Raw genomic sequence first — 12,936 nt, forward strand, 5'->3', positions numbered from 1 at the left:
CTCCGTTGGACGCAAGTGAGAACTGCGTCAGGGAAAACTGAGATTCCCGTGAAAGCCGTGACCGCGGGGTGTCAGGGGCCGCACGAGCCCGGCAGCTTCCCCCCGATAGGGTCGGTGACCGTGGCGAACAAGAACATTCCCGACCCCGGCTTCTCCGACGACGACGGCTCCGCCGACCCCCGGCTGAGCGCCGCGCTGGCCGCGTGGGCCGAGGACCGCACCGCCGTGGGACCCGTCCTGGAGGCGCTGAAGGGCGCCCGGTTGCTGGTTCCGGTCGTGGCGGTACTGGGCGAGGTCGAGGAGGACAGTCAGGAGGGGCGCGAAGCTCCTGGGCTGCGCCGCGAGAAGACCAGCGACATGGCCGTGCCGACCCTGAAGGCCGGTTCCCGCACCGCCCTGCCCGCCTTCACCTCCACCGACTCGCTGGCCCGCTGGGACCCCGGGGCCCGGCCCGTCGCCGTACCCCTGCACCAGGCACTCCAGGCCGCCGCGCACGAGAAGGCGGACACGATCGTGCTGGACATGTCGGGTCCGGTGCCGTTCGAGCTGACGGGCCCCGCGCTGCTCGCGCTGGCCGAGGGCCGTACGACGACCGACCCGCTGGCCGACCCCGCCGTCGTCGAGGCCGTACGCGCCGCCGTGGCCGCCGAGCCCGCCGTGCTCCGCGCCCACCTCGGCCCCGGCCGGGCGGACGGCACGCTCGCCCTGGTGCTCGACCCCGCCGCCGCCCCCGACGAGGCCGCGGGCGCGGTGGCCCGGCGCCTGGCCGCCGACGACACACTCAGGGCCCGCCTGGTGCACGGTCTCGACCTGGCGCTGCTGCCGGCCGGGACGACGCCCCCAGGCGAGCCCTTGTTCGTACGCGGATGAGGTGGCGCGGGACGGACTAGCCGTAGACCGGGCCGGTGTACTTCTCACCGGGGCCCTGGCCCGGCTCGTCGGGGACGAGCGACGCCTCGCGGAACGCCAGCTGGAGCGACTTCAGGCCGTCGCGCAGCGGGGCCGCGTGGAAGGAGCTGATCTCGGTGGCGCTCGCGTCCAGCAGACCGGCGAGGGCGGTCACCAGCTTGCGGGCCTCGTCGAGGTCCTTGTGCTTGTCGCCCTCCTCGGTCAGGCCCAGCTTCACGGCGGCGGCGCTCATCAGGTTGACGGCGACCGTCACGATCACCTCGACCGCGGGGACCTCGGCGATGTCGCGGGTCATCTCGTCGAAGTCGGGCTGCTCGGCGGGGCCGGAGGGGGAGGTCTCACTCATGCCCACACGATAAGCGGTCACCTGCGACGCGTTCCGATTAGCCCTTCCCCACCGTTGCTGCTAACCTTGTGTAACGACCGGCTGGACACCTGGATGTCCGGCCCACAAGTGGAGGCTCCGATCTCCCACCTGACCGCCCCCCGGGACGGCAGGTCACCCGGTCAGGCGGCCACCATCGTTCCGTACGGACGATGGAGTCGCCCGAAAGCGCGCCCCGCGTTCACCGCGGCGGTGCTCCGGTAGTCATTGGAGCCCCGCCTGTGATCGTCCGGGGCATTTTTTGTGCTTCGGCGCGGTTAGGTCTTAACGCATAAGACGTTACGCGGCTGTCCGCCAGACCGTCGCGTGGTGCTACCGAGGAGGATCCATCAGCGCCGAGCCCCGCATCAACGACCGGATTCGCGTTCCCGAGGTGCGACTTGTCGGTCCCAGTGGCGAGCAGGTGGGCATCGTCCCGCTGGCCAAGGCACTGGAGCTTGCGCAGGAGTACGACCTGGACCTGGTCGAGGTCGCGGCGAACGCCCGTCCGCCCGTGTGCAAGCTCATGGACTACGGGAAGTTCAAGTACGAGTCGGCCATGAAGGCCCGTGAGGCGCGCAAGAACCAGGCGCACACGGTCATCAAGGAGATGAAGCTCCGGCCGAAGATCGACCCGCACGACTATGACACCAAGAAGGGTCACGTCGTCCGGTTCCTCAAGCAGGGCGACAAGGTCAAGATCACGATCATGTTCCGTGGTCGCGAGCAGTCCCGCCCGGAGCTGGGCTACCGACTGCTGCAGCGTCTCGCGGAGGACGTCCAGGACCTCGGTTTCGTCGAGTCGAACCCGAAGCAGGACGGCCGAAACATGATCATGGTTCTCGGTCCGCACAAGAAGAAGACCGAGGCGATGGCCGAGGCCAGGCAGGCGCAGGAAGCCCGCAAGGCGGAAGCGAAGGCCAACCCCGGTCGGTCGCAGAACGCTGCCGAGTTCGAGGCCGAGGATGCTGCCGAGGCCGAGGTCGAGGCGCCGTCCGAGGAGCCTGCAGAGGCGTGATCCCGGGGGACGAGAGTCCCCAGGACGTAACCGATACAACAGCGACGCTCCACCGTGCCCGGTTTTCGCGACCGGGCATCGGAGCGCCACCCGACGAGGAGAGAACGGCGCTATGCCGAAGAACAAGTCGCACAGCGGTGCCAGCAAGCGCTTCAAGGTCACCGGCTCCGGCAAGGTGCTCCGTGAGCGCGCCGGCAAGCGCCACCTGCTCGAGCACAAGTCGTCCCGCGTGACGCGTCGCCTCACCGGCAACGCCGAGATGGCCCCGGGCGACGCCGCGAAGATCAAGAAGCTTCTCGGCAAGTGACGCGACGGCGCCGACCGAGCGCCGTGCGTCTGGACCGGGACCCAATCGTTTCCGGGTCGTGTGAGTACCCCCACGGCCCCGCTACAAGGAGTTAACAAGTGGCACGCGTCAAGCGGGCAGTCAACGCCCACAAGAAGCGCCGGGCGATCCTCGAGCAGGCTTCCGGTTACCGCGGTCAGCGTTCGCGTCTGTACCGCAAGGCCAAGGAGCAGGTCACCCACTCGCTGGTCTACAACTACAACGACCGCAAGAAGCGCAAGGGTGACTTCCGTCAGCTGTGGATCCAGCGCATCAACGCCGCTGCCCGCGCCAACGGCATCACGTACAACCGCTTCATCCAGGGTCTGAAGGCCGCGAACGTCGAGGTCGACCGCAAGATCCTGGCCGAGCTGGCCGTCAACGACGCGAACGCGTTCGCCGCGCTCGTCGAGGTCGCGCAGAAGGCGCTGCCGTCGGACGTCAACGCGCCGAAGGCCGCGTGACGCTGCGCTGGCTTCAGCCGACGTGACCACAGGACCCGCAGGCTACGAGCCTGCGGGTCCTGCGCTTGCGGCAAGCCGTACCCCGTCGGCGCCGGTGAGTGTCCTCCTGCGGTGAGTTCCACCGCTGCGCGTCGCAACGCCGGGTTCGGCACCGCCGAAGACCGCCGTCGTGGCGGAGCGCCGTCGCGGCGGAGAAAGGGTGCCGCGGCTGACGGGGACAGCCGATATGCCCCCCGGACAACCGATCGGCCCGGAGACGCGGCCGCCGCCCGGTCAACGACATCCGAACCCCGAAGGTGAACCCATGCCCCCCGCCACCCCCGAGCTGATCTCACCCCGTTCCGCACGTGTGGCTGCCGCGCGGCGGCTGGGGAAGCGGAACTTCCGGGGGAAGGACCGGCTGTTCCTCGCGGAGGGGCCGCAGGCCGTCAGGGAGGCCTCGGGGCATCGCGTGGACGGCACCCCCACCCTGGTCGAGCTGTTCACCACGGTCGAGGCCGCGGAGCGGTACGCCGACATCGTCGGAGCGGCCCGGGACGCAGGGGCCCGTGTGCACCTCGCCGCCGAGGACGTCATCGCCGACATCTCCACCACCGTCACCCCGCAGGGGCTGGTCGGGGTCTGCCGGTTCCTGGACACGCCCTTCGAGGACGTCCTCGCCCGCCGGCCCAAGCTCGTCGCCGTGCTCGCCCATGTGCGGGACCCGGGCAACGCCGGGACCGTACTCCGGTGTGCCGACGCGGCCGGCGCCGAGGCCGTGATCCTCACCGACGCCTCCGTCGACCTGTACAACCCGAAGGCCGTCCGCGCCTCCGTGGGCTCGCTGTTCCACCTGCCCGTCGCCGTGGGCGTGCCCGTCGAGCAGGCCGTGGCCGGGCTGCGGCAGGCAGGTGTCCGCATCCTCGCCGCCGACGGCGCCGGTGACCGCGACCTCGACGACGAGCTCGACAAGGGCGCCATGGGCGGCCCCACCGCATGGGTGTTCGGAAACGAGGCCTGGGGGCTCCCGGAGGAGACCCGCGCGCTCGCGGACGCCGTCGTGCGCGTCCCGATCCACGGAAAGGCCGAGAGTCTGAACCTCGCCACGGCCGCCGCCGTATGTCTCTACGCGTCAGCCCGTGCACAGCGCGCCTCCGGAGGGTGCCGCTCCGTCACCCACAGCTAGTAAGGTGACCAGCTCGGGGCCCTGCGCCGTCTGAGAGGTGGGGTACGGGGATGAGTGTCGTCGGCACCAGCACGGCGCCGGAAGGGCGGGACGTGCGACGCACACCCGCGTCCCGGCCCGCCGACCTCACCGAGCTCGGCATCGACCCGGACGACCTGCCCGACGGTCTCGTCGTCGCCGACGAGGACGGCCGGGTCATCTGCTTCAACGCCGCCGCCGAGCGCATCACCGCGGTCCGCGCCGCCGACGCCCTCGGGCAGCGCCTGGAGAAGGCCCTGCCTTTAGAGGACCTGGAGGGACGGCGCTGGTGGCAGCTCACCGACCCCTACGGCGGGCTCGCCATCCGGGTCCGGCAGCCCGAGCGCAACCTCCTGCTCCCCGGTGTCCGGGAGGTCCTCGTCTCCGTCCGCTATGTGCGCGCCGAACCCACCGGACCCGTCCGCCGCGTAGTGGTCACCCTCCGCGACACCGAGGCCCGCCGCCGCACCGAACGCAGCCACGCCGAGCTGATCGCCACCGTCGCCCACGAACTGCGCTCCCCGCTCACCTCCGTCAAGGGCTTCACCGCCACGCTGCTGGCCAAGTGGGAGAGGTTCACCGACGACCAGAAGCGGCTGATGCTGGAGACCGTCGACGCCGACGCCGACCGCGTCACCCGGCTCATCGCCGAGCTGCTCGACATCTCGCGCATCGACTCGGGGCGCCTGGAGGTCCGCCGCCAGCCCGTGGACATAGGCGCCGCCGTCGGACGGCACATCCAGGCCTATGTCGCCGCCGGACAGCCCGCCGACCGCTTCCTGCTCCGCATCGAGCAGCCGCTGCCCGCCCTCTGGGCCGACCCCGACAAGGTCGACCAGGTGCTCAGCAACCTCATCGAAAATGCCGTGCGGCACGGCGAGGGAACCGTCACCATTGACGTGACGCCCTCGGCATCCCCGCGCGAGGGCGAGGACGGCGAGAACGCAGCCACGTCGGTCACGGTGAGCGACGAGGGGCCCGGCATCCCGGAGGAGTCCATGAACCGCGTCTTCACCCGCTTCTGGCGGGGCAGCAAGCGCGGCGGCACCGGCCTCGGGCTCTACATCGTCAAGGGCATCGTCGAGGCCCACGGCGGCACCATCACGGTCGGCCGCGCCCCCAGTGGCGGCGCCGAGTTCCGATTTACGTTGCCCGTGGGCGCGCCGGCCTATCTGGCATGAGCCGCCCGCGGGCGCATCCGCGTTCCCCGGCCCCGTTAGACTCGGCCATTGGCACCTTTGTGTCCAAAACCAGAGACGGATCGTCCAGGTCTAGGTCCCGGTCCGGGTCGAAGACGGGGCACACCAGCCAGCCAATCGGAAGCACGGGAAGAGATGTCGGCACCGAATAAGTCGTACGACCCTGTAGAGGTCGAGGCGTTGAAACCGGAAGAGATCGAGCGCATGCGGGACGAGGCGCTCGCCGCCTTCGCCGCCGCGGACTCCCTCGACGCGCTCCACGAGGCCAAGGTCGCCCACACCGGCCCCGCCTCCCCGCTGGCCCTCGCCAACCGCGAGATCGGCGCCCTGCCCCCGCACGCCAAGGCCGACGCCGGCAAGCGCGTCGGCATGGCCCGCGGCGCCGTCAACAAGGCGCTCGCCGGCCGCCAGACCGAGCTGGAGGCCGAGCGCGACGCCCGCGTGCTGGTGGAGGAGGACGTCGACGTCACCCTGCCGTACGACCGCGTCCCGGCCGGCGCCCGGCATCCGCTGACCACGCTGTCGGAGCGGATCGAGGACATCTTCGTGGCCATGGGCTACGAGGTCGCCGAGGGCCCGCAGGTCGAGGCCGAGTGGTTCAACTTCGACGCCCTGAACATCGGCCCGGACCACCCGGCGCGTGGTGAGGCCGACACCTTCTTCGTCCAGGGGCCGAACGGCGGCACCGAGTCCGGCGTCGTGCTGCGCACCCACACCTCGCCGGTCCAGATCCGCTCCCTGCTGGGGCGCGAGCTGCCGGTGTACGTGATCTGCCCCGGCCGCGTCTACCGCACCGACGAGCTGGACGCCACGCACACGCCGGTGTTCCACCAGGTCGAGCTGCTCGCCGTGGACGAGGGCCTGACCATGGCCGACCTCAAGGGCACCCTGGACCACATGGTCCAGTCGCTGTTCGGTGCGGGCATGAAGACCCGGCTGCGGCCGAACTTCTTCCCGTTCACCGAGCCGAGCGCCGAGATGGACATGCTCTGCTACGTCTGCAAGGGCGACTCGGTCGGCAACCCCGACCGGCCCTGCCGCACCTGCTCCAGCGAGGGCTGGATCGAGCTGGGCGGCTGCGGCATGGTCAACCCGCGGGTGCTCACCGCCTGCGGCGTCGACCCCGAGAAGTACAGCGGCTTCGCCTTCGGGTTCGGCATCGAGCGGATGCTGATGTTCCGCCACAACGTCGAGGACATGCGAGACATGGTCGAGGGTGACGTCCGGTTCACCCGGCCGTTCGGGATGGAGATCTGATGCGGATCCCGCTTTCTTGGCTGCGGGAGTACGTCGACCTGCCGGCGACGGAAACCGGCCGCGACGTCCAGGAGAAGCTCGTCTCGGCCGGCCTCGAGGTCGAGACCGTCGAGCAGCTCGGCGCCGACCTCAAGGGCCCGCTGGTCGTCGGCCAGGTGCTGACCATCGAGGAGCTGGAGGGCTTCAAGAAGCCGATCCGCTTCTGCACCGTCGACGTCGGCCGGGCCAACGGCACCGGTGAGCCCCAGGAGATCGTCTGCGGCGCCCGCAACTTCGCGGTCGGCGACAAGGTCGTCGTGGTCCTGCCGGGTGCCACCCTGCCCGGCGGCTTCTCCATCGCCGCCCGCAAGACGTACGGCAGGACGTCGCACGGCATGATCTGCTCCGGCGACGAGCTGGGCATGGGCGACGACGGCAGCCACGGGATCATCGTGCTGCCGCCGGAGACCGAGGTCGGCAAGGACGCCATCGAGCTGCTCGAGCTGGTCGACGAGGTCCTCGACATCGCCGTCACCGCCAACCGCGGCGACTGCCTGTCCATCCGCGGTGTCGCCCGCGAGACCGCCATCGCCTACGGCCTGCCGCTGCGCGACCCGGCGCTCATCGACGTACCCGGCCCGAACGCCTTCGGATACCCGGTCCAGGTCTCCGACCCGCACGGCTGCGACCGCTTCACGGCCCGCACGGTCACCGGCCTGAGCCCCGAGGCGCGCTCCCCGATCTGGCTCCAGCGCCGGCTGCAGAAGGTCGGCATGCGCCCGATCTCGCTCGCCGTCGACATCACCAACTACGTGATGATGGAGCTGGGCCAGCCCCTGCACGCCTACGACCGGCAGCTGGTCCAGGGCACGATCGGGGTGCGCCGGGCCGAGGAGGGCGAGAAGCTCGTCACCCTCGACGGCGTCGAGCGCAAGCTGCACGCCGAGGACCTGGTCATCACCGACGAGCGCGGGCCGATCGGCCTGGCCGGCGTCATGGGCGGCGCCAACACCGAGATCGCGGACCACGAGGCCCCCGAGAACGGCGCGAACGCCACCACCGACGTGGTCATCGAGGCGGCCCACTTCGACGCCGTCGCGATCGCGCGCACGGCCCGCCGCCACAAGCTGCTGTCGGAGGCGTCCCGCCGCTTCGAGCGCGGCGTCGACCCGCAGGCCGCCGCTGCCGCCGCCCAGCGCACCGTGGACCTGCTGGTGCTGCTCGCCGGCGGCACCGCCGAGGCGGGCGTCACCCAGGTCGTCGCGCCCTCCGCGCCGCACACCATCACCGTCCCGGCCGACCACCCGGACAAGGTCGCGGGCGTCGGCTACGGCCGTGAGACGGTCGTACGCCGTCTCCAGGACGTCGGCTGCGACGTCTACGGGCAGGACGAGCTGATCGTCACCGTTCCGTCCTGGCGGCCCGACCTCGCCGAGCCCAACGACCTGGCCGAGGAAGTCATCCGCCTGGAGGGCTACGAGAACCTGCCCTCCACGCTGCCCAAGCCCCCCTCGGGCCGCGGTCTGACGCACCGCCAGCGGCTGCACCGCAGGGTCGGCCGGGCGCTGGCCGGTGTCGGCTACGTCGAGGCGCCGAACTACCCCTTCGTCGCCGAGCAGGTCTTCGACCAGCTGGGCCTGGAGGCAGACGACCCGGCCCGCCGTGCCGTCAAGCTGGTCAACCCGCTCAGCGACGAGGAGCCCGCGCTCCGCACGACGCTGCTGCCGGGCCTGCTGGGCGCCCTGCGGCGCAACGCCGGCCGGGGTTCGCACGACCTGGCGCTGTTCGAGACGGGCCTGGTCTTCCACCCGCGTGAGGAGCAGCGCGTCGCCGGGCACCTGCCCGTCGACCGGCGCCCCACCGACGAGGAGCTCGCGCGGCTCGACGCCGCGCTGCCCGATCAGCCGCGGCACGTGGCCGTCGTCCTCGCCGGGGCCCGCGAGCAGGCCGGCTGGTGGGGCAAGGACCGCCCCGCCGACTGGGCCGACGCCGTCGAGGCCGCCCGCGCCGTCGCCCGCGAAGCCGGTGCCGAGCTCATCGTCCGCAAGGGCCAGTACGGTCCGTGGCACCCGGGCCGCTGCGCCGAGCTCGCGGTCGTCGTGGACGGCAGCGAGCGGGTCGTGGGCCACGCGGGTGAGCTGCACCCGCGCGTGCTGAAGGCTCTCGGTCTGGCCGAGCGCAGCGCCGCCATGGAGATCGACCTGGACGCCCTGGAGACGGTCGGCGACGGCACCCCGCAGGCGCCGCGCATCTCGACCTTCCCGGTCGCCACGCAGGACGTCGCCCTGGTGGTCCACAAGCCCGTCCCGCACGCGGACGTCGAGGCCGCGCTGCGCGAGGGCGCCGGTGAACTCCTGGAGTCCATCCGCCTGTTCGACGTCTACGAGAACGCCGAGCAGCTGGGCGACGGCAGGAAGTCCCTGGCGTACGCGCTGCGGTTCCGCGCGGGGGACCGGACGCTGACCGTGGACGAGGCCTCCGCCGCCCGTGACGCGGCGGTCGCTCTCGCGGGCGAGCGCACGGGAGCGGTGTTGCGGAGCTAGCCGTGAAGCCAGCCGTGAAGCGCCCCCCACGGGGCGCTTCACCTGCATAAATGCAGGAGCCCGCCGAGTGCTCACTCATTCGGGTGAGAACCGCGGGTGATCCGGCCCCTCCGGGCCATGACGTCGACAGAATCGGACCGGCCTCTCGGGGCCGGTCCGATTCTGCTCCGTCAGGACCTGCATGGGGGGGCCACCGGCATGATCCGTATCAAGGCACGCGCACCCACCCGCCAGGGCTACGTACGCCGGCCGCTGCGCCGCGCACTGGCGCTGGCGGTGCCCACGGGGTGGGGCGCTCTGGCGGTCGGCACCGGCCTGATCGTCCACGTCCACAGGACCCTCCTGCACGAGCTCAGGCAGGCCCGCAGGGTCGCGGGCGCCGCGCAGAGCGTGCTGCTGCGGCCGCCGCCGCCCCGCGTGGGCGGTCTGAGCGTCGCCGCGGCGCAGCTCTCCGCCGACCGCGGGGCGGCGATGGGCGGCGACCTCTACGAGGCGGTGGCCACCGAGCACGGCGTACGCGTGGTCATGGGCGATGTGCGCGGCCACGGCCTGTCCGCCATCGGCACCGTCGCCGCCGTCCTCGGCAGCTTCCGCGAGGCCGCCCACGACGAGCCCGCCCTCGACCAGGTCCTGCGGCGCCTGGACCGCACCCTGGCCCGCCACCTGCGCGAGCGGGCCCGGACCGAACACCCCTGGAGCGGCCTGGAGCCGGACACACCGGTCGCCGAGGAGTTCGTCACCGTACTCCTGCTGGAATTCACCCACGACGGCGAGATCCACGCCCTGAACTGCGGCCATCCCTGGCCGTACCTGCTCAGCGGTGCCCGGATCGAGCCCCTGACCCGAGCGGACCCCCTCCCGCCGCTCGGCCTCTTCCCGCTCCCGCCCGACCTGCCCGCCCTGCACCGCGGCCGTCTGCTTCCGGGCGAGACCCTGGTCCTCTACACGGACGGCGCGGAGGACGCCCGGGACGCGCGGGGCCGGTTCTTCTCCCTGCCGACGGTGCTGGCCGAAGCCGCCGGCGGTCACTCCGTGACGCCGCAGACGATCCTGCGCAAGGTCTTCACGGCCCTGCTCCGCCACACGAACGGCACCCCGACGGACGACATCGCCCTGCTCGTACTGCGCGACGACCGCCCATCCCGCGCCTGGCCCACGGGCGCCGGAGCGGGCGGCCAGGCCACCGCTTTTCGAGGGGGAGCCGGCGGCCCGGCCGGCCTCTTGCGAGGCAGTTAAGTCAAGCGGCCGGACACGCTGAGCGACACCGCGCACACAGCGCGGATTCGCGTACTCCGTTCACACCCCGTGTGAAGACGAACCCACTACCCTGACGAAGGTGGCGTTCACCGAGCCATCCGGGGGGCCTTGATGCAGCCCAACACTCTGCTCGACGCGATCCTCGACGAGGCCGGGATCTCGCACGCCGGTCTCGCCGCCCATGTCAACCAGGCGGGCCGGGTACGCGGTCTCGCGCTCCGGTACGAACACACCGCCGTCGCACGGTGGTTGAAGGGACAGCGGCCGCGCGGCCAGGTGCCCGACCTGATCTGCGAGGTGCTCGCCGCCCGGCTGCGACGGCCCGTCACCCTCGACGACATCGGTCTCGGCGTGCCCGGCGAACCGAGCGTCCCGCACGGCACCTCGCTCTCCGGCTTCGTCGAACGCGCCACCGCCCTGTGGCGCTCCGACGAACAGCAGCGCCCGCACATCCTCGGCGCCCCCGCGGTCACCGGCACGCCCGCCGTCATGCCGGTGTGGGAGTGGGAGAACCCTCCGGAGGACGTGGACGTCTCCCGCGGCGGCCGGCACCGGGTCACCCCGGCCGACCTCGAGATGCTGCGCGCCGCCCGCGCCCACTACGAGCAGATGTACCGCAAGGCCGGCGGCATAGCGACCCGCACCCGTATCGTCGGCTTCCTGAACGCCGAGGCGGCCCCGCTGCTGCGCGGCAGCTACACCGACGCGACCGGCCGCCAACTGCACCGGGCCACCGGCGGGTTGGTGGCGATCGCGGGCATCTGCGCGTACGACTCCGACGCGCACGGGCTCGCCCAGCGCTACTTCCACCAGGCGCTCAGGCTGGCGAAGGCCAGCGGGGACCGGGGACTTGGCGCGTACGTGATCGCCCTGCTGGTCAACCAGGCGCTGTTCATGCGGGAGTACCGGCAGGCCGTCGCCTTCGCGGAGGCCGCGCTGCGCGCCGCCGGCCGGCACATCACCCCCGCCCTCGCCTCCGACCTGTACGCGATGCAGGCGAAGGCGTACGCCCACCTCGGCGACGGCACGAGCGCCCTGTCCTGCATCCGGCGGGCGGAGACGGCCGCCGAACGCATCCGGCGCGGGCACGAGCCCGACGAGACCGGCTATGTCCAGCCGGGCCTGGTCAACGTGCAGGTGGCCGAGGCGCTGCTCAGCCTCGGGGAACTCGCCGCCGCCCGGGAGCACGCGGCGGCGGCCGTGGACAACCCGGCCCACGACCGGGGCCGGGTGCACCGGCTCGCCATGCTCAGCACCATCGAGGTCCGCCAGGGCAACGCGGACAAGGCGGTGGCCACGGCCGTGCAGATGGCCGAGCAGGCCAGGGGCATGGAGTCCCAGCGGCTGCGGGACAGACTGCGCGCGGTACGCGAACACCTCGTGCGCAGTGGCTGCGCGGGCACCGCCGAAGCCGCCGAACTCATCGACGGGGCACTGCGCGTACCGCTGTAGGTGCAGGAGACACGCTGCTGCGATATTGCCACTTACTCGGCGGAAGGTGGCAGAACCGTGCAGTGGACGAAACAGAACGAACAAACTGTGTACGCAAACCGCTGGTTCAGCGTCAATCTCGCAGATGTCGAGCTGCCGGACGGCCGGCACCTCGACCACTTCCTCATACGGCTGCGGCCCGTGGCCGTGGCCACGGTCGTCAACGAGGCCAACGAGGTGCTCCTGCTGTGGCGCCACCGCTTCATCACGGACAGCTGGGGGTGGGAACTGGCCGCGGGGGTGGTCGAGGACGGCGAGGACATCGCGTGCGCGGCCGCCAGGGAACTCGAGGAGGAGACCGGCTGGCGGCCGGGGCCCCTGCACCACCTCATGAGCGTGGAGCCGTCCAACGGCCTCACGGACGCCCGGCACCACATCTACTGGGCCGACGAGGGCGAGTACGTCGGACATCCCGTGGACGACTTCGAGTCGGACCGCCGGGAATGGGTCCCCCTGAAACTCGTTCCCGACATGGTCGCCCGTGGGGAGGTCCCGGCCGCCAACATGGCGGCCGCGTTACTGCTGCTGCATCACCTCAGGCTCGCCGATGATTAGTGGGCCAGCGTCTGCCAGATCGTCACGACCAGGGCCCCCAGGGCCGTGAGCGCGGCGATCGAGGGTAGGGGCCAGCGTGCGTGTTCCAGCGAGACCATGCGGGTGTTCAGCTCGTCCAGTTCCTTGGCGGTCTCCTCGGTGCGGTGACTGAGCAGGGCGAGTCCGCCCTCCACCCGGGCGTAGGCCACGTCCAGGCGGCGACGTAACTCTGCGAGTTCTCCATGGACCACGGGATGCTCCGGATCGGCGGTCACGGGTCCACTCCTTTCCGTAGTCGAACGTGGTTGTTTCCGCATCCCTTGCATGCGCATGATGAGTGAACTCGCCTGGTGGGCGCGTGGGGAGCGTGTGCGACGGGCATATGCGTGCCCGGCGCGCACACGGGGAGTGAA

Annotated in this window: 13 protein-coding genes; 11 read left to right on the forward strand and 2 right to left on the reverse strand. The window is 71.6% G+C overall.

Features of this window, described 5'->3' with window-relative positions; all coding sequences use genetic code 11:
• The first annotated feature begins 120 nt into the window (after positions 1-120).
• Entirely contained in the window at positions 121-870 is a 750-nt protein-coding gene (locus tag ACH45E_RS17835; protein ID WP_361440842.1) for an SseB family protein, read from the forward strand.
• A gap of 16 nt (positions 871-886) precedes the next feature.
• Here ACH45E_RS17835 and ACH45E_RS17840 read toward each other — a convergent pair whose 3' ends face one another.
• Positions 887-1,255: a DUF1844 domain-containing protein gene (locus ACH45E_RS17840; protein ID WP_361440845.1), complete on the reverse strand. Its 369-nt coding sequence runs from the start codon at positions 1,253-1,255 to the stop codon at positions 887-889.
• A gap of 367 nt (positions 1,256-1,622) precedes the next feature.
• Between ACH45E_RS17840 and infC the strand changes: the two genes are divergently transcribed.
• From infC to ACH45E_RS17890, 10 genes are all read left to right on the forward strand, one after another.
• A complete protein-coding gene (gene infC / locus ACH45E_RS17845) occupies positions 1,623-2,291 on the forward strand; it encodes a translation initiation factor IF-3 (RefSeq protein WP_361441471.1) in 669 nt (222 codons plus the stop codon).
• A gap of 112 nt (positions 2,292-2,403) precedes the next feature.
• Positions 2,404-2,598, forward strand: coding sequence for a 50S ribosomal protein L35 (gene rpmI, locus ACH45E_RS17850; protein WP_004933563.1), 195 nt, complete (start codon positions 2,404-2,406; stop codon positions 2,596-2,598).
• 98 nt (positions 2,599-2,696) lie between these two features.
• Complete coding sequence (gene rplT / locus ACH45E_RS17855; protein ID WP_006141703.1) at positions 2,697-3,080, forward strand: 50S ribosomal protein L20; 384 nt, start codon at positions 2,697-2,699, stop codon at positions 3,078-3,080.
• A 304-nt stretch (positions 3,081-3,384) separates the two neighbouring features.
• Positions 3,385-4,245, forward strand: coding sequence for an RNA methyltransferase (locus ACH45E_RS17860; RefSeq protein WP_361440848.1), 861 nt, complete (start codon positions 3,385-3,387; stop codon positions 4,243-4,245).
• Between the two features lie 50 nt (positions 4,246-4,295).
• Positions 4,296-5,444 carry an ATP-binding protein gene (locus tag ACH45E_RS17865; protein WP_361440851.1) on the forward strand — a complete coding sequence of 383 codons (1,149 nt, stop codon included), beginning with the start codon at positions 4,296-4,298 and terminating at the stop codon, positions 5,442-5,444.
• 153 nt (positions 5,445-5,597) lie between these two features.
• The gene (gene pheS, locus ACH45E_RS17870; RefSeq protein WP_361440854.1) at positions 5,598-6,719 is read left to right on the forward strand and encodes a phenylalanine--tRNA ligase subunit alpha; all 1,122 of its coding nucleotides are present in this window, start codon (positions 5,598-5,600) and stop codon (positions 6,717-6,719) included.
• Positions 6,719-9,241: a phenylalanine--tRNA ligase subunit beta gene (pheT, locus tag ACH45E_RS17875; RefSeq protein ID WP_361440857.1), complete on the forward strand. Its 2,523-nt coding sequence runs from the start codon at positions 6,719-6,721 to the stop codon at positions 9,239-9,241. Before pheS ends, pheT begins: the two co-directional genes overlap by 1 nt.
• 198 nt (positions 9,242-9,439) lie before the next feature.
• Positions 9,440-10,477 (forward strand): PP2C family protein-serine/threonine phosphatase, encoded by a 1,038-nt coding sequence (locus tag ACH45E_RS17880; protein WP_361440860.1) that lies wholly within the window; start codon positions 9,440-9,442, stop codon positions 10,475-10,477.
• Between the two features lie 132 nt (positions 10,478-10,609).
• Complete coding sequence (locus ACH45E_RS17885) at positions 10,610-11,950, forward strand: transcriptional regulator (protein WP_361440863.1); 1,341 nt, start codon at positions 10,610-10,612, stop codon at positions 11,948-11,950.
• Between the two features lie 57 nt (positions 11,951-12,007).
• Positions 12,008-12,544 (forward strand): NUDIX hydrolase, encoded by a 537-nt coding sequence (locus ACH45E_RS17890; RefSeq protein ID WP_132853692.1) that lies wholly within the window; start codon positions 12,008-12,010, stop codon positions 12,542-12,544.
• Here ACH45E_RS17890 and ACH45E_RS17895 read toward each other — a convergent pair.
• Complete coding sequence (locus tag ACH45E_RS17895) at positions 12,541-12,798, reverse strand: hypothetical protein (RefSeq protein WP_361440866.1); 258 nt, start codon at positions 12,796-12,798, stop codon at positions 12,541-12,543. The two genes, ACH45E_RS17890 and ACH45E_RS17895, sit on opposite strands and share 4 nt — an antisense overlap.
• Between the last annotated feature and the right edge of the window lie 138 nt (positions 12,799-12,936).

Origin of the sequence: Streptomyces sp. NPDC020299 (genome assembly GCF_044387825.1) — a bacterium.
GTDB lineage: Bacteria > Actinomycetota > Actinomycetes > Streptomycetales > Streptomycetaceae > Streptomyces.